The organism is Streptomyces sp. NPDC040545 (genome assembly GCF_055595065.1).
In genome coordinates, this window is sequence record NZ_JBVIWA010000003.1 from 14,543 (window position 1) to 35,791 (window position 21,249).

The 21,249-nt window shown below is 72.1% G+C and carries 21 protein-coding genes, 1 tRNA gene and 1 pseudogene; 14 read left to right on the forward strand and 9 right to left on the reverse strand.

The annotated features are described in order from the left end of the window. The first annotated feature begins 38 nt into the window (after positions 1 to 38). Entirely contained in the window at positions 39 to 1,322 is a 1,284-nt protein-coding gene (locus ACZ573_RS08080) for an MFS transporter (protein ID WP_471300718.1), read from the forward strand. Here the strand turns inward: ACZ573_RS08080 and ACZ573_RS08085 are convergent. After that, complete coding sequence (locus ACZ573_RS08085) at positions 1,300 to 1,512, reverse strand: hypothetical protein (RefSeq protein WP_471300721.1); 213 nt, start codon at positions 1,510 to 1,512, stop codon at positions 1,300 to 1,302. The two genes, ACZ573_RS08080 and ACZ573_RS08085, sit on opposite strands and share 23 nt — an antisense overlap. A gap of 170 nt (positions 1,513 to 1,682) precedes the next feature. After that, complete coding sequence (locus ACZ573_RS08090; RefSeq protein WP_030384970.1) at positions 1,683 to 1,886, reverse strand: cold-shock protein; 204 nt, start codon at positions 1,884 to 1,886, stop codon at positions 1,683 to 1,685. A gap of 288 nt (positions 1,887 to 2,174) precedes the next feature. Between ACZ573_RS08090 and ACZ573_RS08095 the strand changes: the two genes are divergently transcribed. The 5 genes from ACZ573_RS08095 to ACZ573_RS08115 all read left to right on the forward strand — a co-directional run bounded on the left by ACZ573_RS08095 (position 2,175) and on the right by ACZ573_RS08115 (position 6,428). After that, positions 2,175 to 2,248: transfer RNA gene (locus tag ACZ573_RS08095), tRNA-Met, on the forward strand. Between the two features lie 294 nt (positions 2,249 to 2,542). Then, a complete protein-coding gene (locus ACZ573_RS08100; protein WP_471300724.1) occupies positions 2,543 to 3,079 on the forward strand; it encodes a SigE family RNA polymerase sigma factor in 537 nt (178 codons plus the stop codon). Continuing rightward, positions 3,072 to 3,518, forward strand: coding sequence for a hypothetical protein (locus tag ACZ573_RS08105; RefSeq protein WP_471300727.1), 447 nt, complete (start codon positions 3,072 to 3,074; stop codon positions 3,516 to 3,518). The genes ACZ573_RS08100 and ACZ573_RS08105 overlap by 8 nt, the downstream gene beginning before the upstream one ends. A gap of 131 nt (positions 3,519 to 3,649) precedes the next feature. Continuing rightward, complete coding sequence (locus tag ACZ573_RS08110; RefSeq protein ID WP_471300730.1) at positions 3,650 to 4,888, forward strand: mannosyltransferase family protein; 1,239 nt, start codon at positions 3,650 to 3,652, stop codon at positions 4,886 to 4,888. A gap of 310 nt (positions 4,889 to 5,198) precedes the next feature. Continuing rightward, positions 5,199 to 6,428, forward strand: a complete 1,230-nt coding sequence (locus ACZ573_RS08115) for a serine hydrolase domain-containing protein (protein ID WP_471300733.1) — start codon at positions 5,199 to 5,201, stop codon at positions 6,426 to 6,428. Positions 6,429 to 6,603: 175 nt separating this feature from the next. Here ACZ573_RS08115 and ACZ573_RS08120 read toward each other — a convergent pair. After that, positions 6,604 to 6,882: pseudogene (locus tag ACZ573_RS08120) on the reverse strand (barstar family protein); the annotation flags it as partial. Between the two features lie 152 nt (positions 6,883 to 7,034). Between ACZ573_RS08120 and ACZ573_RS08125 the strand changes: the two are divergent. The 3 genes from ACZ573_RS08125 (at position 7,035) to ACZ573_RS08135 (ending at position 8,814) form a co-directional block, all read left to right on the forward strand. Further along, complete coding sequence (locus ACZ573_RS08125) at positions 7,035 to 7,490, forward strand: hypothetical protein (RefSeq protein WP_471300736.1); 456 nt, start codon at positions 7,035 to 7,037, stop codon at positions 7,488 to 7,490. Between the two features lie 166 nt (positions 7,491 to 7,656). Beyond that, positions 7,657 to 7,887 (forward strand): antitoxin MazE7, encoded by a 231-nt coding sequence (locus tag ACZ573_RS08130; RefSeq protein ID WP_471300739.1) that lies wholly within the window; start codon positions 7,657 to 7,659, stop codon positions 7,885 to 7,887. Between the two features lie 96 nt (positions 7,888 to 7,983). Beyond that, entirely contained in the window at positions 7,984 to 8,814 is an 831-nt protein-coding gene (locus tag ACZ573_RS08135; RefSeq protein ID WP_471300742.1) for a class I SAM-dependent methyltransferase, read from the forward strand. Positions 8,815 to 8,864: 50 nt separating this feature from the next. Here the strand turns inward: ACZ573_RS08135 and ACZ573_RS08140 are convergent, their stop codons facing one another. Further along, positions 8,865 to 9,824, reverse strand: coding sequence for a LysR family transcriptional regulator (locus ACZ573_RS08140; protein WP_389118367.1), 960 nt, complete (start codon positions 9,822 to 9,824; stop codon positions 8,865 to 8,867). A gap of 177 nt (positions 9,825 to 10,001) precedes the next feature. On the opposite strand from ACZ573_RS08140, the gene ACZ573_RS08145 reads away from it, so the two are divergent. After that, positions 10,002 to 13,475, forward strand: a complete 3,474-nt coding sequence (locus tag ACZ573_RS08145) for a M28 family peptidase (protein WP_471301753.1) — start codon at positions 10,002 to 10,004, stop codon at positions 13,473 to 13,475. A 78-nt stretch (positions 13,476 to 13,553) separates the two neighbouring features. Here the strand turns inward: ACZ573_RS08145 and ACZ573_RS08150 are convergent, their stop codons facing one another. The 3 genes from ACZ573_RS08150 to ACZ573_RS08160 all read right to left on the reverse strand — a co-directional run bounded on the left by ACZ573_RS08150 (position 13,554) and on the right by ACZ573_RS08160 (position 16,146). Continuing rightward, positions 13,554 to 14,036, reverse strand: coding sequence for a hypothetical protein (locus ACZ573_RS08150; protein WP_471300745.1), 483 nt, complete (start codon positions 14,034 to 14,036; stop codon positions 13,554 to 13,556). Positions 14,037 to 14,129: 93 nt separating this feature from the next. Continuing rightward, on the reverse strand, positions 14,130 to 15,671 hold the full coding sequence (locus ACZ573_RS08155; protein ID WP_471300748.1) for an aldehyde dehydrogenase family protein: 1,542 nt from the start codon (positions 15,669 to 15,671) through the stop codon (positions 14,130 to 14,132). Positions 15,672 to 15,867: 196 nt separating this feature from the next. Beyond that, positions 15,868 to 16,146: a hypothetical protein gene (locus ACZ573_RS08160; protein WP_471300750.1), complete on the reverse strand. Its 279-nt coding sequence runs from the start codon at positions 16,144 to 16,146 to the stop codon at positions 15,868 to 15,870. Between the two features lie 97 nt (positions 16,147 to 16,243). Between ACZ573_RS08160 and ACZ573_RS08165 the strand changes: the two genes are divergently transcribed. Then, positions 16,244 to 16,633 (forward strand): response regulator, encoded by a 390-nt coding sequence (locus ACZ573_RS08165; protein WP_468114869.1) that lies wholly within the window; start codon positions 16,244 to 16,246, stop codon positions 16,631 to 16,633. Positions 16,634 to 16,937: 304 nt separating this feature from the next. Next, positions 16,938 to 17,588: a DUF4360 domain-containing protein gene (locus ACZ573_RS08170; protein WP_471300753.1), complete on the forward strand. Its 651-nt coding sequence runs from the start codon at positions 16,938 to 16,940 to the stop codon at positions 17,586 to 17,588. On the opposite strand, the gene cynR is transcribed toward ACZ573_RS08170, so the two are convergent. Next, positions 17,555 to 18,529: a transcriptional regulator CynR gene (cynR, locus tag ACZ573_RS08175; protein WP_471300756.1), complete on the reverse strand. Its 975-nt coding sequence runs from the start codon at positions 18,527 to 18,529 to the stop codon at positions 17,555 to 17,557. The two genes, ACZ573_RS08170 and cynR, sit on opposite strands and share 34 nt — an antisense overlap. A gap of 124 nt (positions 18,530 to 18,653) precedes the next feature. Here cynR and ACZ573_RS08180 point away from each other — a divergent pair, with 124 nt between their 5' ends. Further along, entirely contained in the window at positions 18,654 to 19,268 is a 615-nt protein-coding gene (locus ACZ573_RS08180) for a carbonic anhydrase (RefSeq protein WP_471300759.1), read from the forward strand. A gap of 59 nt (positions 19,269 to 19,327) precedes the next feature. Continuing rightward, on the forward strand, positions 19,328 to 19,798 hold the full coding sequence (gene cynS / locus ACZ573_RS08185) for a cyanase (protein ID WP_471300762.1): 471 nt from the start codon (positions 19,328 to 19,330) through the stop codon (positions 19,796 to 19,798). A gap of 7 nt (positions 19,799 to 19,805) precedes the next feature. Here the strand turns inward: cynS and ACZ573_RS08190 are convergent, their stop codons facing one another. Next, a complete protein-coding gene (locus ACZ573_RS08190) occupies positions 19,806 to 21,089 on the reverse strand; it encodes a tryptophan 2,3-dioxygenase family protein (protein ID WP_471300764.1) in 1,284 nt (427 codons plus the stop codon). Between the last annotated feature and the right edge of the window lie 160 nt (positions 21,090 to 21,249).

Below are 21,249 nucleotides of genomic sequence, written 5' to 3' on the forward strand. Positions count from 1 at the left end.
CTTGACCTCAAGTGCGCTTGAACCATGAGTCTGACCTGGTGACTCCCGTACAGACAACTCGTCTCCTCCCCCGCACCTACCGGCCGCTGTTCGCCCATGCCGACTTCCGGCGGCTGCTGTCCGCGCTGGCGGCCTCCGATCTCGGTGACGGGATGAGCGTGGTCGCCGTGGCGTGGCTGGCCATCGAGATCGCTCCCCCGGGCCGGTCCGGGCTGCTCCTGGGGGCCGCGCTCGCCGCGTACGCGCTTCCGGGTGCCGCCGGAGCGCTGCTCTTCGGGCGCTGGCTGCGCCGGCTTCCGGCCGGGCGGCTGCTGGCGGCCGACAGCCGGATCCGCGCGGTGCTCCTCGGCTGTGTGCCGCTGGCCTGGGCCGCGGGGGTGCTGCACCCGGTGCTGTACGTGGCCCTGCTCGCGGGCTCGTCCGTCCTGCACGCCTGGGGGAACGCGGGCAGGTACTCCCTGCTCGCGCAGATACTTCCGCCCGATCAGCGGCTGGCCGCCAACGCGCTGGTCAGTTCCAGCGTCTCGGCCTCCATCGTCGTCGGCCCGGCGCTCGCCGGGTTCCTGGCGGCGGTGATCAGTCCTGCCTGTCTCATCGGGCTCGACGCGCTGTCCTTCGCCGTGCTGGCCGCCCAGGTCGGGCGGCTGCGGGGCACGGCGGCCGAAAAGGGTGGGAAGGACGGGGAGGAGGCGACGGCCGCGCCCGTCGACGCCGACCGGTCGGCGGCCGGCCTGCGCCTGCTGCGCAAGCAGCCCGAGCTCCTCGGTGTCCTGGCCCTGACCTGGTTCTTCAACTTCCTCTACGGGCCCGCGGAGGTCGCGCTCCCGTTGCACGTCACCGACGACCTGCATGCCGGGGCGGGCCTGCTCGGGCTGTACTGGACGCTGTTCGGAGCGGGCGCCGTGCTGGGCGGCCTGGCTGCGGGCGCCCTGAGGCGGTTCCCCCTCTGGCCGGTCACGCTGGGGATCGTCGCGGGCTGGGGGCTGGCGCTCGTACCCTTCGGCCTCGGCGCGCCCGCGGCCGTCACCCTGGCCTGCTTCACCCTCGGCGGCCTGATCTACGGACCGTTCACGGCGCTGTCCTACACCCTCTTCCAGGAACGCACCCCGGCCGCCTCGCTGACCACGGTCCTCGCCGCCCGCAGCGCCGCCCTCCTGACCGCCGGGCCGGTGGGCACCGCCCTCGGCGGCCCGCTGATCGCGCTCCTCGGGCCCCGGCAGGTGCTGGCCGCGTCGGGGATCGCGACCGTCGCACTCGCCGTGATCGGGGCCGCGGTCCGGGCCCGGGGGCTGCGCCGCGTCAGGACCCCTGCGCCCCTGTGACGGCCGACCTCCCCACCAGCTGCGCCGTACGCGCCGGCTCGCTCTCGGGCGGGCCGAAGTAGAGCTCGTCGGACACCCCGAGCGGCTCGCTCACGTACGTGCGCAGGGCCTCGGCCGGGGCCAGGCCGGTGGCGCGGCGCACGGTCTCGCCGAGGATCCCGCCGACCCGCGCCTGCGCATCCGTGCTCACCCTGCGATCCGCCGGGGCATCATGGCACCGCGCGGAGCCGGGGAGACGGATCAGGGCCGTGCGGCGAGGCCGCACGGCCCTGATCTTTCCCCGCGGCCCGTTCAACGAAGGGGCGGGACGGGGAAACGGTTCTCCGGAGCCCGGTGGTCGGACCGGGCCGTCGTCCGGGACTAGGCGGGGGTGATGTTCTCCGCCTGCGGGCCCTTCTGGCCCTGCGTGATGTCGAAGGTCACGGCCTGACCCTCCTGGAGCTCACGGTAGCCAGAGGCGTTGATCGCCGAGTAGTGGGCGAAGACGTCCGGGCCGCCGCCGTCCTGGGCGATGAAGCCGAAGCCCTTTTCCGAGTTGAACCACTTCACAGTTCCCGTAGCCATGTTCATGCCTTCCCGTTGACGTACGTCTTCCACACGGCGTGGAAGACGGAGGTGATCGCCCTGGTCCTACGGCACAACACAGCAAAACTGCCCACACCAAAGGGCACGGGCAAGGCACTTGGAACCACGACAGCTACCCGTGAAGGTACACGCCTGCACGCACTGTCACCAGGGGGAATGATCTCGCCTTCGGGGCGAGATTCAGCCCTTTCGCCCACACTCCGGGCGCGGTGGCCCGTAAATGCGTCGAGGACCGCCTCCGGGATGCCGTAGTGTGAGGTCTACCGACGCGGGGTGGAGCAGCTCGGTAGCTCGCTGGGCTCATAACCCAGAGGTCGCAGGTTCAAATCCTGTCCCCGCTACTGCTCGGAAGGGCCCGGATCCTCATGGATCCGGGCCCTTCTGCTGTGTCGGACCCTTCTTCCCCGCGCGGCGCGGCCCGACCGCGCGGATCCGGGGCCGGGTCGAGGCCGGGGCCGACAGGAGTCGGTGCCGGGGGCGGGGCCGGGGCCGGGTTCCGCGTCACCCGGTGGCCCGTGGCGCCGCCACTCCGCCTCGCCGTGGCCGCCGCGACGATGAACACCCCACCCATCGTGTGACGGCACTCACACAGCGATCTGTCGTCCGGTGTCGACCGGATGGGGTGCGGCGGGCGTATGCCCGTGAGAGGGACACATGGATTCGGGAGCGATTTTTTGACCATCGAGGAGTTCGAGGAGTTCTACGCGCAAGCGGCAGGACGGCTCACAGGACAGCTCTACGTGATGCTCGGCGACCACCACGAGGCACAGGACGTGGTGCAGGAAGCCTTCGTCAGGGGGTGGGGCCGCCGACGTCAGCTGGACCGTGACGGCCGGCCCGAGGCATGGATCCGCACCGTCGCGTGGCGGCTCGCCGTCAGCCGCTGGCGCGGGCGGCGGCGCACCGCCGACGCCTGGCAGCGCACCGCCCCCGCCGGTCACGTGGAGGGACCGGGGCCGGAGGCGGTGGCGCTGGTCGAAGCGCTGCGGCAACTGCCCTTGAAGCAGCGCCGGACCATGGCGCTGCACTACGTGTGCGATCTGACCGTCGAGCAGATCGCCGCGGAGACCTCGCTGTCCGCGAGCACGGTCAAGACCCACCTGTCCCGGGGCAGGGCCACGCTCTCCCGCCATCTGCAGGACCCCCGCATTGAGGAGGCTCCCGATGCCTGACTCCCACGACCCGCTGCGGTCCCTGTTCCGGGAAGCGGCCTCCGCCGGACAGTCGGCCAGCACGGCCCCGCCCGTCGCCGTCATCGAGCGGCGCGGTGAACGGCACCGCCGGCGCCGGATCGCCGGTGTCGCCGCCGTCTGCTTCCTCGTCCTCGCCGGATCCGGCGCGGCCCTGTCCGCGTTCCTCCCGGGGGACCCGGGCCCGACCCTTCCCGCGACCACTCCCTCGCCCGCGGCCCCGTCCCCGACGTCCGCACCGCCCCCGCCGCCCCACTCCACGGCGCCGACGCTCAACTCCATGACGCCGCCGCACAGCACGACGACGCCGCCGTCGCTCAACAGCATGATGCCGCCGCGCAGCACGACGACGCCGCCGCTCGATCCCACCGGGACCGTCACCGCGAGCATGTCGCCCACGCCGCCCCAGCCGCTCCGGTAGCCCCCACCCCCCTTCCCCCTTCGCTCCCCCTCCCCCTCTCCCCCCTCTCGCCACGGCACACCGCCCGCGCACACCGGCCTGAACCAGGGCCGGTGACTCCGCACGCCTTCAGACGGTCAGGAGATCCCGATATGCCCGTTTCGGCCCCCCGCCGGACGGTCGAGCTCCCCGGCTCGCCCACCACGTGGCCGCCCGTGCGCGAGAGCGGTCGCCGCCCCCGCCGGGCCCTGCCGGCGTTCCTGCGGCTCGGCCCGGGCGAGCGGGAGGTGATCTGGCTGTACCTGCTGACGCGCGTCGGCATCTGGGCCACCGCGGGTGCCGTCAGCTGGCTGTTCCCCGCCGACGCCGAGGCCCGCCGGCCCGCCTCGCCGCTCTCGACCTGGCAGCAATGGGACTGGTGGCACTTCCTCCACATAGCCGAGGACGGCTACTTCCCCGGCCAGGCCGGACCCTGGACGGCCGGCTGGGACAACCGGGAGGCCTTCCTGCCCGGGTTCCCCCTCGCCCTGCGCGCCGTCCACACCGTGGTCCCCGACTGGGCCGCGGCCGGAGCGCTGATCTCGTTCCTCTCGGGAGGAGTCGCCGTCCTGGCTCTCGCCCGGATCGCCCGCCATCACCTGGCCGACCTGGAAACGGGCCGCCGCACGGTGGTGTTCCTGCTGCTCTCGCCGTGCGCCGTGTTCCTCGCTGCGGGCTACACCGAGGCGCTCTTCCTGGCCCTGGCCCTGCCCGCCTGGCTGGCGGCGCAGCGTCAGAACTGGCCGTCGGCCGCGATACTGGCCTGCCTCGCCTGCTCGGTCCGCATCACCGGTCTGTTCCTCGCGGCCGCCCTCGCACTCCACTTCGTCCTGACCGCCCGTGGCCGCACCGCCTGGCGCGCGGCCCCGTGGCTGCTCCTCCCGGCCCTCGCGCCGGTCCTCTACAGCTGGTACCTGCAGACCCGGACCGGGGACTGGATGGCCTGGAAGCACGCCCAGGAGCGCGGCTGGTACCGGGACTTCCACGCACCGTGGGAAGCCTGGGCGAACACCTGGAACGCCGCCTTCCACCACACCCACCCCACCGGGTACGCACTGATGTGGCAGGCCGAGCTCCTGGCCATGGTGGTCGGTGTCCTGCTCCTGGTCCTGCTGGTACGGGGCCGCCGCTGGCCCGAGGCCCTGTACATCGGCCTCACCCTGTGGGCCCTGGGCACCTCCTACTGGTACACGTCCGTGCCCCGCTCCACGCTCCTGTGGTGGCCGCTGTGGATCGGCCTGGCCTCCTGGAGCCTGAAGCGCCACCGGATCCGGACTGCCTACCTCTACGTCGTGGCTCCCCTGTCCACCGTGGTCGCCATCACCTTCCTCACGGGCCGCTGGGCCGGCTAGTGCTGTGACCGGGAAGGTTCACCGGGTCACGACGCCCGGCACGGCGTCTCGCCGCGTTGTCGGACCGCGCAAGTACGTCCAGTACGAGCCGCGGTCCTCCGCCTTGCGATCCACCGCACCGGACGACGCGACCCGGCAAACCTTCCCGGCCACAGCACTAGGCGTCTCTTCGGGGTCTTTTCCGGGTCTCGGCCGGACGCCGCCGGTCCGGCCGTCGCCGGCGGTGCGCCGACTGGCCCGTCTCGCACGGTCGGCGTTCCATCGAAGGGTGGGCCTTGTCCCGAGGGGCTCTTCGCGGCAGGAGATCGCCATGACCGGAGTGAGGACCGCGCACCCGGGCCGCGCCCGGACGGCGCTGCTGTGCGCCACCGCGCTGCTCGGCACGGTCCTGCCGGCCGGCGGCGCGTGGGCGGCCACCGGCGCGGGGTCCGCGCCGGCGTCGTGCGTGGCATCCCCCGCGCCCTTGGGCGGCGAGGCGGAGCAGATCATGGACATCGCCAAGGCGGCGCAGAAGGAGCTGGACCTGAACGCCGTCGTCCTGCGGGTCACGCGCGACGGGCACGAGGTCGTCACGGGTGCGCTCGGCGAATCGATGACCGGTGTCCCGGCCACGGCGGACATGCACTTCCGGGCGGGTTCGGTGGCCATCGTCTACATGGGCATCGCCATGCTGCAACTCGTCGAGGACGGCAAGGCCGGCCTGGACGATCCGATCTCGCGCTGGCTCCCCGACGCGCCGCACGCCGACGAGATCACCTTGCGCATGCTCGGCGCCTCCACCTCGGGGCTGCGCGACTACGTACCCGACCCGAAGTTCCTCGCGGCCCTGTACGCCGACCCGTTCCGCCAGTGGACCCCCGACGAGCTCGTGGGCATCTCCGCCGCCCACCCCCTGCTGTACGAGCCGGGGACGAGCTGGAGCTACTCCCACGCGAACTTCGTGCTTCTCGGGCAGGCCCTGGAGAAGATCTCGGGCATGCCGCTGGCCAAGGTGATGGAGCAGCAGATCACGGGGCCCGCCGGACTGGACAACACCCTCAACAGCTTCACGCCCCAGATCGAGGAGCCCGTCCTGCACTCCTTCGACGCGGAGCGCGGCATGTACGAGGAGTCCACCTACTGGAACCCCTCCTGGACCACCGCCCCCGGTGCGGTCCTGAACACCCACATCTGCGACCTGGCGCGCTCGGCCGAGGTCGTGGGTACGGGTGAGCTCCTCTCGCCGCAGAGTTTCAAGGTCCAGCTGGACCCGGGCACGGTGGGCCTCGGCGGCAACACCCCCGGCTGTGCGCCCAAGGACTGCTTCCGCCAGCTTCCGGCCCGGCACTTCGGCTACGGCGTGATCGTCCAGAACGGCTGGATCCAGTCGAACCCGTCCTTCGCGGGCTACGCGGCCATCCAGGCGTACCTGCCGAGCGAGCACCTGGCCATCGCGGTGTCGACCACGGTCGGCCCCAAGGCTCCCGAGAACAACACGGCGCAGACCATCGCCGCCCGGATCGCCGCAGCCCTGGCCCCGGGGCACTCCCTGGCGGGCTGACTGCGTCGCCCCCGGCACGGACGCCCCGGACCGGGGCCCGGTCAGCTCCCGAGACCATCTCGTGCCAGCACAGGCGCAGTTGTTCCCGCAGGTCCGGAACGAATGCTGCCGCGCAGGACATGACGATCACGAGCCCGCTCAGGTCGAGACCCTCGGACCGACGTGTGAAGGACCATCGCCGGCCTGCCCGCAGAAGGGTCCTGAAGAGCAGTCGCCGGGTGTCGGCATGGTCCGGCAGCACCTCATCCGCAGCCTCGACGACGAGTACGCAGCGCTCGGCGGGCAGCAGCCAGTTGAGATCACGCAGGCAGTCGAGGAGGGCGCTCCAGTTCCACCCGAAGTGGTCCGGCAGCTTCAGTCGGTCGTAGAACTGCAGGAAGACCGCGTCCGTGTCCCGCATCTGCCGGCCGTCGAGGCGCACTGCGTACGTCCTGCCGGTGTCGGGCAGCAACACATCGACAGGCAGGGCGCCTTGCTCCGGACGACGTGCACCCAGGGCACGGCGTGCACACCGCCACCTCTGTCTCGACCACCGTCAGAGCGGAGACGGCGGCGAGCCGCATTCCAGATCGGAAAGCGACACGGCCGTGCGGCATGATCTGGATCATGACGCATCCTTCCTTGCCGACCACCGAGTCGGCCGTCGCGGCGATTCGGGCCATCGCGGCCGAGTACCGGCTGGCCATGTCCGTCACCGACGACATCGGCGCCGACCAGACGTCGCGGCGGACCTCCGCGCCCCTGTTCACCGTCGTCGACCCCGACGGATCCCTGCCCCACGAGGCGTTCGTGGAACTGGGCGGCAGCCCGGCCGTCAGCGTGCGGATCTTCCCCGAGGACGACGCGAAGATCACCGTCGACGGGGTGGAGTTCGACGACGTGCCCCGGGACTCCGTCCCCGCGTTCCTGAGGTCCGTCTACAGCGGACTGGCCTTCGTGAAGGGACGGTTCTTCCCGCCGGGCTACTGGCTCTCCGTCCCCCTGCCCGGCGACGAGACGTACCGGGAGAGCGTCGGGGGCCCCTCGCTCACGCCCTGGCTCTCCGGCCGCGTCCGCGCCTGAGGCCGCCCCTTCGGGCGCGGGTCGCCCCGCCGGCGAGCCGCACGGTGGCTGCGGCGGCGCACGGGACCGACGCGGTCGACACCTGCGCCCCGCGAGCCCGCCGGACCGCCGCCGGTCCTGCGCCGAACGGCCCCCCGCCCGGTCACCGGGCGCGCATACTCGGAGCATGGCCGACACCACCACCGTCGAGGTCGACACCGATGTGCACGACCGCCTCGCCGTACTCGCCGCGGACCGCGGACTGAGCCTGCGCGCGTACCTCGCCGAACTCGCCACCGCCCAGGAGAACGAGGCCGCGCTCGCCCGCGCCGCGCTCGCCTTCGAGCGGGCACTGGAGCGGCCCGGCTTCCGCGAGGGCTTCACGCGCGACTTCGGCAGCCTGGCCCCCCGCGACTGAAGCGGCGGGCGCCCCTGGATCCGCCGACGGGCCGGGGCCGCGAAACGTACCTATGCTCGGAGAAGGGGCTGCCCCGAGCCCTGGAGGACGGCTGTCATGACCGAGGCGAGCGATGCGGCCCAGGCGGACCGCACCCTGAAGGCCCGGCACCGGGCGATGTGGGCGCTGGGCGACTACCAGTCGGTGGCCTCCCACGTCATTCCGGAGCTGGGGGCCGTGCTCGTGAAGGAGTGCGGCGTCCAGCGCGGCGACCGGGTGCTCGACATCGCGGCGGGCTCGGGCAACGCCGCCATTCCGGCCGCCCTGGCCGGGGCCGACGTGGTGGCGTCCGACCTCACCCCCGAGCTGCTGGAGATCGGCCGGCACCTGGCCGCCGTACGCGGGGCCACCCTGGAGTGGCGGGAGGCGGACGCCGAGCACTTGCCCTTCGCCGACGGCGAGTTCGATGTCGTGATGTCCTGCGTCGGCATCATGTTCGCCCCGCACCACCGGCCCGCCGCCGAGGAGATGCTGCGCGTCTGCCGCGCCGGCGGCACTGTCGGGCTGATCAACTGGACCCCGCAGGGCTTCGTGGGCCGGATGTTCGCCACGATGAAGCCGTACGCTCCCCCGCCGCCGCCCGGGGCCCAGCCGCCCCCGCTGTGGGGGGAGGAGGAACACGTGCACGAGCTGCTCGGTGACGCGGTCACCGACGTGGACTCGCGCCGCCGGACGGTCCGCGTGGACCGCTTCACGGGGCCCACGGACTTCCGGGAGTTCTTCAAGGCCTGCTACGGGCCCACCGTGGCCGTCTACCGCGCCGTCGCCGGCGAGCCGGACCGGGTCGCCGAGCTGGACGCGGCGCTCGACGCCCTCGCCGCCGAGCACACGGTGGACGGGGTCATGGAGTGGGAGTACCTGCTGCTGACGGCCCACCGCCGGAGCTGACCCCCGCCCGGCCCCGCCCGGCCCCGCGCCACCACACCACTCCCCACCGGTCAGTCGAGGACCGGGTGCACCTCCGGGTGGGCGTCCCACCACTCCTTGTGGAAGGGGTTGTTGTCCACATTGGCCAGGTAGGCGCGGGCCGCGGCCCGGTAGAGCAGTTCCGCCTGCCCGGCCGAGAGCGCCGCGCGGCTCCACGCGAGGCGGATGCGGCCGATGATGGGGGTGCCGACGAGCGGGCGCATCACCGTGCCCTCCCCGGACGGGGCCGTCGGCTGGCTGAGCGCGACCGCGCGTCCCGCGGCGATCAGGTCGTGCTGCATCTTGCGGTCGGTGATCCGGTAGCGCAGTGAGGGGCTGAATCCGGCCTTCGCGCAGGCGGTGACGAGTGCCTCGGGGCCGCCGTCGTCGTCCTCCACCAGGGTCATCCACGACTCCCCGGCCAGGTCGGCCAGTTCGATGCGGTCCAGACCCGCGAGGGGGTGCCCGGCGGACAGCCGGATGCAGAACGGCTCCTTCGGGATCAGCGTCCTGGCCAGGGTTCCCTCCGGCAGCGGCACCTCGTGGCCGTTGACCTCCCCGTACACGATGGCGTCGTAGCGACCGGCGCCGAGCATCCGCGCCAGCACGGTGACCGAATCCTCCAGATCCACGGCTATCTCCCGGCCTGACATGGACAGGTCGGTCTGGGCAAGGAGGCCGTCGAGCAGCACGAGCATGATGCAGCCCAGCCGCAGCGGGCCGCCGGTCGACATGGCGCGTGCCTGCGCTCCCAGGGCGTCCATCTCGCTGAGGACGCGACGCGCCTTGGCCAGCACGAACTGGCCCAGTGCCGTGGGTTCCACCCCGCTGCGGCCCCGCACGAAGAGCTCGCCCCCGGTGACCCGTTCGATGCGGCGCAACTGGGCGGAAAGCGCCGGCTGGGACACTCCGAGCCGCCGCGCCGCGCCCCCCAGACTGCCCGCCTCCGCTATCCGGCAAACGGCTTGCAGATGCCTCAACTCCAGCTGCATCCGGGCAGCGTACGAGCCGGGCCGCCACGGCACCATAACGCGGACCTTATGCCCCCCGAGATGTCCCAATCTCGTCATGTTCACGCTCATACTCGGCCGCGAACGACACTCATCCCCGACCCCCCACGATCGGAGTGGACGTTGCATCCCAGCAGATGGACGGCGGCCGTGGCAGCGATGGCGCTGACCGCGAGCCTTGCCGGCGCTCTGGCCGGGACGGCATCGGCGGCGCAGCCGGCGCAGCCCTCCCCGTCCCAGAAGGACACACCGGCCGCACGTGCGGTCGCGGCCGCCGACCAGGCCGTGGACAGCGGCCTGGACTCCCTGGTCAACTCCTCCCAGGAACGGTACGACCGGCGTCTCGTCACCCCCTGGGTGAAGGACCTCTACTCCGTCTCGTACGAGCGCAGTTACCGCGGCCTGCCGGTCGTCGGCGGCGACGCGGTCGTACTCGCGGACGGCACCGGCAAGGTACGGGCCCTCCAGTCCGCGTCCTCCGTGCGCATCGACGTCTCCACCCGGGCGTCGGTCTCCGCGAAGGACGCCGAGACCGCCTCGCGGGCGAAGCTGGCCTCCGTCGACAAGGTCGAGAGCAGCCGGCTCGTGGTCCGCCTCAAGGACGACAAGCCGGTGCTGGCCTGGGAGACCGTGCTGAGCGGCCGTACGAAGACCGCGCCCAGCAGGCTGCACGTCTTCGTGGACGCGCGGACCGGCGCCTTCGTCGACAGCTACGACGAGGTGGTCGCGGGCACCGGCAACAGCAAGTGGAACGGGCCGGGCCCGGTCACCATCGACACCACCGGCTCGGGTTCCACGTACACGCTGCGCGACCCGGTCCGGACCGGTCTGAGCTGTGCGGACTACAGCACCGGCACGGTCTTCTCGAAGTCCTCCGACTCCTGGGGCACGGGCAACCCCACGAGCAAGGAGACCGGCTGCGTCGACCTGATGTTCGCGGCGCAGAAGCAGTGGGACATGCTCTCCCAGTGGCTGGGCCGCAACGGCGTCAGCGGTAACGGGCGCAGCTTCCCCGCCAAGGTGGGCCTGAGCGACCTCAACGCCTACTGGGACGGCAGCTCGGTCACCATCGGGCGCAACAGCGCCAACGAGTGGATCGCCGGAATCGACGTGGTGGCCCATGAGTACGGGCACGCCATCGACTCCAACACCCCGGGCGGCACCAGCGGCCAGGAGTCCGGGCTCGGCGAGGCCACCGGCGACATCTTCGGCGCGCTGACCGAGGCCTTCGCCAACGAGCCGGCTCCGTACGACACCCCGGACTATACGGTCGGCGAGGTCATCAACCTCCAGGGCCGGGGCCCGATCCGGAACATGTACAACCCGCCGGCCGTCAACAACGACCCGGCCTGCTACAGCTCCGCGATACCCGGCACCGAGGTGCACGCGGCGGCCGGTCCCCTGAACCACTGGTTCTACCTGCTGGCCGAGGGCACCAGCCCCGGCGGCGGCAAGCCCGGCAGCAGCACCTGCAACGGCACCACCCTGACGGGTGTGGGCGTGCAGAACGCCGGCAAGATCTTCTACGGCGGCATGCTGCTCAAGACCAGCAGCATGTCCTACAAGAAGTACCGCACGGCGACGCTGAGTTCGGCCAAGTCGCTCGACACCACCTGTGACCTCTTCAACAAGACCAAGGGGGCCTGGGACGCGATCAGCGTGCCCGCCCAGAGCGCCGACCCGACCTGTACCCCGAGCGGCCAGAACAACGACTTCTCCATGTCGCTGAGCCCCTCCTCGGGCACCGTCCAGCAGGGCGGTTCCGTCACCACCACGGTCGGCACCGCGGTCACCACGGGCAACGCACAGTCGGTGACGCTGACCGCCTCCGGCCTGCCGGCCGGCGTGAGCGCCTCCTTCAACCCGGCCACCGTGCAGTCCGGCCAGTCCTCGGTGCTCACCCTGACCGCGACGGCCAACGCGGCTCCCGGCGCGTCCACGGTCGTCGTCAAGGGCCAGGGCGCGGCCCTCTCCCACACGGTCGACTACGCGCTGAACGTGGGCGGGACCCAGCCCGGCAACGACCCGCCGGACATCGACGTCGCCAGCGTGCAGGCGCACCTGACCCAGTTCAACACCATCGCGAGCCAGAACGGCGGCCACCGCCGTGCGGGCAGCGCCGGCTACACCCAGTCGCTGGCGTACGTGAAGGGCAAGCTGCAGGCGGCCGGTTACACCGTCACCGAGCAGAACTGCACGTCCTGCACCTACCCGTCGAACAATCTGATCGCCGACTGGCCCGGCGGCCCCGCCGACCAGACCGTCATGTTCGGCGCGCACCTCGACAGCGTCTCGGCCGGCCCCGGCATCAACGACAACGGCTCGGGCTCCGCGACCCTGCTGGAGAACGCCCTCGTCCTCGCCCAGAAGAACCCGACGATGACCAAGCACGTGCGCTTCGCCTGGTGGACCGACGAGGAGCAGGGCCTCAACGGCTCCGAGTTCTACGTCAACCAGCTGAGCAGCGCCCAGCGCAGCACCATCAAGGGCTACTACAACTTCGACATGGTCGGCTCCACCAACGGCGGCTACTTCATCAACAACGTCAACTCCACGACCGCCGCCCCGCTGAAGGCGTACTGGACCTCGCTGAACCTGGCACCCGAGGAGAACACCGAGGGGCAGGGCCGCAGCGACGACTACTCCTTCCAGCAGGCCGGTATCCCCACCTCCGGCTACGCGGCCGGCGCCAGCGCCCGCAAGACCTCGGCGCAGGCCACGAAGTGGGGCGGCACGGCCAACGCCGCCTACGACTCCTGCTACCACAGCTCCTGCGACACCACGAACAACATCAACGCCACGGTGCTGAACCGCAGCGCCGACGGTGTCGCCTACGCCGTCTGGAAGCAGGCGGTCGGCGGTGAGACCCCCGCGCAGGACTTCTCCATCGGCGTCAGCCCGTCCGCGGGCAGCACGGCCCCCGGCGGTTCGGCTTCCGCCACGGTCAACACCTCCACCGTGAGCGGCGCCGCCCAGACCGTCGCGCTCTCCGTCTCCGGCGCGCCGGCCGGTGTCACCGCGACGCTCAGCCCGACGTCCGTCCAGTCCGGCAGCTCCTCGGCGCTGTCCGTCCAGGTCGGCGCGAGCACCGCGCCCGGCACCTACACCCTGACGATCACCGGCTCCGGCACCGTCAGCCACACCACCACCTACACGCTCACCGTCACCGGTAGCGGCACCTGCACACCGCGCCAGCTCGTGACCAACGGCGGCTTCGAGAACGGCTCCAGCCCGTGGAGCGCGACCGCCGGTGTCATCACCAACCAGTCCGGTCAGACGCCGCACGGCGGCAGCTACAAGGCATGGCTGAACGGGTACGGGTCCACCCACACGGACAGCGCCGCGCAGACGCTGACCATCCCGTCGGGCTGCTCCACGTACCGGCTCGGCTTCTTCCTCCACATCGACACGGACGAGGACGAGAACGTCGTCTACGACCGGTTCACCGTGTCGGTGGCCGGCCAGACCCTGGAGACCCTCTCCAACCTGAACGCGAACTCCGGTTACGTGGAGAAGTCCTACGACCTCTCGCAGTTCGCCGGCCAGACCGTCACCCTGAAGTTCAACGGCACGGAGGACCAGTCCCTGCAGACCTCCTTCGTCGTGGACGACGTCACCCTCCAGGTGAGCTGACGCCCGCCTGAGCTCCCGACCGCAGCGAGCCCGGCCCGGCCCCCGCACCTCGGGGCCGGGCCGGGCCCGTCCGATGGGCTACCGGGCCCCGGCAGCCCGCGTGGCCCGCCTGCCCCGTGTGGCCCCTGCCGCGGCCACGGACCAGCCCGCCACCCAGAGCGCGCCGACCACCAGAGCGGCGACGGCCGTCGCCATGCGGGGAGGCGGGTCGCCCAGGCCCGGGGCCAGCCCGGCCGCCCGGGCGCCGAAGCCGATGACCCCGGCCCCGACCATCGCGACGCCCAGCCAGGAGACGCCGACCGCGGACCGCCGCAGCCAGTGGGCGGCCGGCGGGCGGACCAGCAGCAGGGACACGACCGCCATGAGCAGGCCGAGGCCGGCATTGCCCAGCTGGGCGGCCGTGACGTCGGCGACCTGGGCGTAGGCCTCGGGCGGCGCGGGGAAGCCCGGCATGCCCAGCTCGCCGTCCCGCGCGAGGTCCACCTTGCTCACGGTGTAGGCGAGCGCTCCGGCACTGGCGGTGAGTGCGGCGACCAGCTGCTTTCTCTGTGTTCGGGTCATGGCCTCATCCTGCTGGCCGGGACGTCGCCTCCGCCTCCTCCCCGCGTACCGTCCGCCTCCCCCGCCCGGGGGAGGCGGGCCTCAGGACACCCCCTACGGCATCAGCTGGTACTCGGGGAAGTTGCCCGGCAGCCGTTCGCCGTCCCGGCCGTCGGTGACGGCGTGCACGAGCAGTTCACCGCCCACGAACGCACCGCGCCAGGAGCCGCCGAACCCGCCGAAGAGCTCCTCGCGGTCGCCGCGCGAGCGGGGCTTGCCGTGGCCGAGTTTGAAGGCCCGGATCTGTGGCGCGAGCCGGGCGAAGGTGGCCGGATCGTCGGTGGACAGGGTCGCGACGAGGGCGCCGCCCGAGGCGTTCATCGCGGCGAGCAGCTCCGCCTCGGTGTCGACGAGGACGATGGTGTCGACGGGCCCGAAGGGCTCGGCGTGGTAGAGCGGGGAGGAGGCCGGCGGGCTGAGCAGCGTGAGCGGGGCCATGTACGCGGAGGTGTCCTGGCCCTCCAGGAAGCGGGCCGGATCCAGCGTGCCGCGGTAGAGCGGTACGGCGCCCCGCTCGATCGCCTCGGCGGCGTGGTCGGTGAGCTCCTTGGCCTTGGCCGCATTGATGAGGGGGCCGAAGTCCAGCTCCGGCAGGGGGTCTTCGGGGTGCGCGACGGCGAGCGGGTGGCCGGTCCGGATGGCGGAGACGGCCGGCAGGTAGGCGGCGAGGAAGGCGTCGAAGGTGGTGCGCTGGACGACGAAGCGCGGGTAAGCGGTGCAGCGCTGCTTGCCGTAGTCGAAGAGTTTGGGGATGACCGCCGTCAGGGCGGACCAGTCGGTGTGCTCCCAGATGCCCCAGGTGTTGAGGCCCTCCTGCTCCAGGATGTGGCGCTTGCCGAGGTCGGTGACGGCGGTGGCGATCCGCGCTCCGGTGTCGCGGCCGCCGACGAAGGAGACGCAGCCGATCTCCGGGGAGCGCACGAGGGCCTCGGACAGTTCGGCCCCGCTGCCGCTGACCAGGGTGACGGGGATGCCCTCGCGGCGGATCAGCGCGCCGGCGAGGGTGAGGCAGGCGAGCCCTCCGTCGGTGGGGGTCTTCGCGATGACCGCGTTGCCCGCGAGGGCCTGTACGAGCATGGCGTGGACCAGTACGGACATGGGGTAGTTCCAGCTCGCGATGTTGGAGACGGGCCCTGCGAGGGGGGACCGGCCCTCGGTCATGGCCTCGATGTGCTCCACGTACCAGCGGACGCCGTCCACGGCCCGGTCCACATCGGCCTGGGCGAGGTGCCAGGGCTTGCCGATCTCCCAGACGAGCAGGAGCGAGAGCAGTTCCCTGTGCTCGGCGAGGGCGTCGAGGGCGGCGGTGACCCGGGCCCGCCGTTCGGCCAGCGGGACGTGCCGCCAGGCGCGGTGCTCGTCGAGGCAGGCCCGTACGGCCGCACCGGCGGTCTCCGGGTCGAGCCGCGGCGGGCCCGCGACGGGGCTGCCGTCGACCGGGCTGGTGGCGGGCAGGCTGCGGCCTTCGGGCTGCCAGGAGCCGGCCCAGAGGTTGAGGACGCGATCGTCACGGAAGGCCTCGGGGGCGGTGGCCAGGGACCGCCGCCACGCGTCGGACCAGGCGGTACCGGGCTTGAGGGCGAGGGTGGGTGCCATCTGTGGTTCTCCGCTCAGAGGGTGGGCGGGGCAGGGAGGTGGCTCGCGTACGGCGGCCCGTCGCACGGGGGCGGCCGCAGTTCGAGGCTACGGGGGCATCACCGCGACCGTACGCAGCGCGGGTGCGAAATGGCCGGTGCGGCTCGGAGCGGCGAGTCCCCCGGACCTCCTCAGGCGGTCCGGATACCGCACCCCTTCAGCGCTTGCCGCGGCCCCGCTCGGGGGCGATCATGGCGACCAGCCCGTAGTCCAGCTCCGCACCGTCGACCAGCAGGGCCTCGACCGTGCGCGTGCTCGGGTCGATGTCGGCCTCCACGCCCTGCCCGCGGTAGCGGGGGTAGCCCGAGGCGCCCGTCTCACCGGTCGCCTCGACGGTGGCCGACCGCAAGGCCCGGTCCGCGGGGGACTCGCCGCGCAGGTTCTCGATGTGCTCGGGCACCAGCAGGATCTCAAAGCTCTGCGGCGATGTGCTCATGGACCGAAGCTACCGGATGAGGTGCCCCGGAGCGGGTGTGCACACGCCCCGCCTCGTAGGCTCTGCGGGACCCCCCACGCGGATGAAGAGGAACGACATGAGCGGCGACACTCCGAGCAGGATCCTCCTCGTGGCGAAGGAGACCACCCTCCGGGGCCTGTTGGAGCGCCTCCTGGTGGCCCGGGGGTTCACCGTGGTCGACGGCGGGACCGGGGTGGACACCGTCTCCCTGCTCGGCAGCGCCGGCCCGATCGACCTGGTGATCTGTGAACGCACCGGGCCGGGCCTGGACGAGGTGGCTCTGTTCGAGGAGATCCGCCGGCATCCCGATCACGGGCGGGTGCCGATCCTCGCGCTGCCGCCCGCGGATCCGGAGTGCACGGAGCGCGCGCTGGAGGCCGGTGTGAGCGACTGTCTCGCGAAGCCGTTCCATCCGGCGGAGTTCGTGGCCCGCGTCGAGCGGCTGGCCCGGCCGGCCGCGGCCTGATTCCGCTCTTCGGCCCCCGGCCGGTCGGCCGGATCCGGCCGGTCCGGGCCGGGCCGCGCGATTGGCCGGACATCGCCCTGGTCCGGGCCGCCCGGGGTTCCTACGATTCGGGCACCCGGTCTTCACCGACCGGGAATTGTCAGGGACATGCCCAGCTTCCCCTTCCTGGGCCTGCCCCGTTCCACCCTGCACACCGGTCTGTGACGACCCGGCCCCGCTCTGGCCGGCCGCACCCCCCACCCACCGGCGCACAGGCATGCCCGCCTGCGCGCCGCCCGGTACCGAAGCAGTGGATCGGAGAAACATGTCCGGTGGATTCCTCGTGAGCGGCGCGATCGGCGCCCTGCTCACCGCCACCCTGCCCACACACGCCACCCCCTCCACGATCGTGAACCCGCCGCCCGACCGCATCGTGATCGAAGTCGCCACGGTCAACGGATCCGGGTGTCCCAAGGACACCGCGCAGGTCGCCGTGTCCCAGGACAACACCGCCTTCACGGTGACCTACAGCCAGTACCTCGCCCAGGTCGGCGGCGGCGCCCCGCCCACCGCGGCCCGCAAGAACTGCCAGCTCAGCCTGATCGTGCACGTGCCCCACGGCTTCACCTACGCGATCGCCAGTTCCGACTACCGCGGCTACGCCTCGCTGGCGCCGGGCGCCAAGGCCACCGAGAAGGCCTCGTACTACTTCCAGGGCTCACCGGACACCGCCGCGCGCACCCACAACTTCAGCGGGCCGCAGGAGGACAACTGGCAGGCCACCGACGTGACCGACTGGGCCCAACTGGTCTGGGCGCCGTGCGGGGTGCAGCGGAACTTCAACATCAACACCGAGCTCCGGGTGACCAGAGGCACCTCGTCCCCCTCGTCGACCAGCTACATGACGATGGACTCCACCGACGGCAGCATCAACACCATCTATCACCTGGCCTGGAAGGAGTGCCCCGACAAGTGATCCACCCCGCTCCCGGCCGTCTCCCGCTGCGCGTGCGCCCGCAGCGGGGGGCGGTACCCGCGTGCGCGGACCAGGCGCGCGGTGAGTTCGGTGAAGGCGCGGGCCGCGGCGCTCTCGTACGCGCTCTCCCGGCGCAGCAGGGTGACCGTTCGGGACGGCAGTGCGGGGTCGAGCGGTACGGGGCGCAGGTACGGGTGGTCGTGGGTGACGGCGTCCGGCAGGACGGTGGCCAGCGTGGTGCGCCGGACGATCTCGGTGAGGGCCTGCACGGAATTCGCCTCGACCGCGATGTGCGGCCGTACGCCGTGGGCCGCGAGGTAGCCGTCGACGTGCTCGCGGGTGGCGAAGTCCCCGCTGAGAAGGGCCAGTCGGCGCGTCGCGAGGTCACTCACGGGCACGGGCAGCGGTCCGGGGTCCTCGCCTGCGGCGGTGACCAGGCCCAGGGTCTCCGTGAACAGCGGGGTCGCCGCGATCCCGGGCAGGTGCGGCCCCTCGAAGGCGAGGCCGAGCTCGTGCTCGTCGGCGAGCAGCCCGGCTTCGATCCGGTCCTGGGGCATTTCCCGGACCTCCAGGGTGATGCCGGGGTGTGCGCTGTGGAGCCCGGCGACGAGCGGGCCGACGAGGTACGCGGTGAAGGTCGGGGTCAGCGCGAGGCACAGGTGGCCGCGGGAGAGGTCGGCCAGGTCCAGGACGGCGCGCTCGGCCGCGGCCAGGTCGCGTAGGGCGCCGCGCGCGTAGTGGACGTACGTCGCGCCCGCGTCGGTGAGCCGCACGGCGCGCCCGGTCCGGTCCAACAGCTGGACCCCGACGGTGCGTTCGAGCTGCTTCACCTGCTGGGACAGGGTGGGCTGGGAGATCCGCAGCTCTTCGGCGGCGCGGGTGAAGCTGCCGTGGTCGGCGACGGCGATCAAGTAGCGCAGGTGACGCAGTTCCAGAGCCATGGACCCGACTATAGATGGCATCGATGGCAGGCATGGATATTGCGTCTTGGACACAATAGATGCAGGTCATGCATGGTGGGACACGTCAAGCCCCGTACGGGGCGCATCCCAGGAGGGAGTGACCATGCAGACCTTGCCGACCATGCCCGGACCTCGCGATCTCGCGGGCGGCGTCGCACGTTTCCAGCGCGAGGTGTTTCCGGCCAAGGCGGACCTCTTCGCCCACCTGGCCGAGGTGCACCGGCCGACGACCCTGTTCATCGGGTGTTCGGACGCCCGCGTGGTGCCGGAGCTGATCACCCAGAGCGAGCCCGGCGAGCTGTTCGTCGTCCGTACCGCCGGAAATCTCGTCCCCGCCCACGCCCCGGGCGCGGACGGGGTGGCGGCCAGTATCGAGTACGCCGTCGCGGTCCTCGGGGTCACTGCCATCGTCGTGTGCGGGCACTCCGCCTGCGGGGCGATGACCGCTCTGGCCGAGGGCGCCGACCTGAGCGCCGCCGCCTCCGTCGCGGGGTGGCTGCGGCATGCGGACGCCTCGGTGGCCCGTACGGCGGGTGCCGCCGGCCCCGGCCGGCTGTCCGCCCTGGTCCGCGAGAACGTGCGCGCACAGCTCGCGAACCTGGCCACCCACCCCTCGGTCGCCCGCGCACGGGCCGCCGGGACCCTGACGCTGCACGGCTGGGTCTACGACATCCGCTCCGGCGGTGTCACCGACGTAGGCGCCGCAGCGGCCGGCTGACCCCTCGCCCCGCTTTCACCCCCCTCCCACCGATTCCCCTCTTCTCCGAAGGACATCTGATGCAGCACGCCCAGTTCGACCCCACCGCCCGCCAGGCCCTGGCCGTCACCGCCGTCGACGCCAAGACCCGCAAGGACCTGTCCTGGCAGCAGCTCGCCGACGCGACCGGTCTGTCGGTCGCCTTCGTCACCGCGGCCCTGCTGGGTCAGCACGCCCTGCCCGAGGCCGCCGCGAAGGCGGTCGCCGGCCTGCTGGACCTGGACGAGGACGCGGTGCGGCTCCTGCAGACGATCCCGACCCGCGGTTCCCTCCCCGGCGGCATCCCGACCGATCCGACGATCTACCGCTTCCACGAGATGCTGCAGGTCTACGGGACCACGCTGAAGGCACTGGTCCACGAGCAGTTCGGGGACGGCATCATCAGCGCGATCAACTTCAAGCTGGACGTCAGGAAGGTCGCCGACCCCGAGGGCGGTGAGCGCGCCGTCATCACCCTGGACGGCAAGTACCTTCCCACGCGCCCCTTCTGACGATCGCTCAGGCGCGCTCGTCCGCGCCGCGCTGCTGACCGAGCTGCCAGAAGAGCTGGTTGTCCAGGCACGCGGACAGGTAGGGGACACCCGCGGTGCAGCCCGATCCGCGGGCCCCGCCGAGCATGCGCGCGGCGAGGCTCCGGTGGGTGGTCTTCCAGCGCTGGTGCCGCTCCTCCAGCTCGCCGAGCGCGCTGCGGAAGCGGTTCCACTCGGCCTCGTCGAAACGGGCCGAGCGGCGCAGGTCGAGGTAGGCCCGGACCACCGTGTCGTGGGACGCACCCTCGGCCTCGGCCCGTGCGGAGGGGACGCCTGCGAAGGCTTCCGACTCCAGCCGCGGGGCGGCCGGGAGGCCGCACAGGATCTCGAAGCGCTTGTACTGTTCGGACTGGATGGCGCTGGCGCCCTGGGTGAACTGCCGGAACGCGCGGAAGTGTCCGGGCCGCACCGTGGCCACCATCCGGAACAGCGCCGAGGCCCGGTCGAAGAGGCCGGCCGCACGGTCCACGTGGTCGGCCGCCGTGTCCAGCCGGCCGGCGCGCAGCGCCCCGATCGCCGCCCGGACGTCCGCCGCGATCGCCGTGAAGATCATTTCGTGGGCCTGGAGGGCCCGGATGAAGAAGTACTCGTCGTGCAGCACGTACACGGGCTGGACCGTCATGTCGAACCAGTGGCCGGCGCCGGTGGCCGTGGGTCGGGGAAGGAGCTCGGCGACGTCCGCCCAGCGGGACCACGGCACATGGGCCGTCCGGGAGGTCAGGTCGTCGGCATCCGGGACGCCGAGGTCGTCGGCCACGAATCGCAGTGCGTGGCGCAGCCGCTTGCGCAGGGTCACCGGATCCGGCGGATCCCGGTCCACGGCTTCCCCCGATTCCTGCGGTTCCTTCAGTTCCCGCGTTTCGCCTGCCGGGGCCTGCGTCCGGATCTCGAAGCGCACGACGTCGGATATGAGCAGCGTGGCCATGCGGTTCGGGTCCGGCGCGTCTTCCGTGTCGCCCAGGAGGAGCTCCAGCAGCGGCAGGGAGAGGTAGGTCCGGTTCCCGTAGCGCCCTTCGTGCATGTCGAGCACGCAGTCGAGGAACGCCTGGAGATGGGGCCGGCGGTGCGCGGCGTGGCGGTCGTGGATCTCGCTGAGCCGAAGCAGGAGGGGCTGCGGCAGGAAGTGCTTCCCGGCCCGCCGGACCTCTTGCGTGACGGTACGCGCCAGGTGGATTCCGTCCGGTTCTCCGTCGTACCCGTCCACGTGGCCGATGGCCGCCCAGCGGTCCGCCTCTGCGCATTCCGGATTCATCGCCAGTCGCCTCCTGGACCTGGTGGGCCTCACGCCGTCCGGGTGAAGCAGGAGATTCAAGTGGGCATGATCGGAAGGCCGCCCGTCATGTCTCGAACATTCGTGTCTTGACAAGGGCGGAAGGACACGCAGAGAGCCTCCGGCCCGGGCGGGCAGGAGG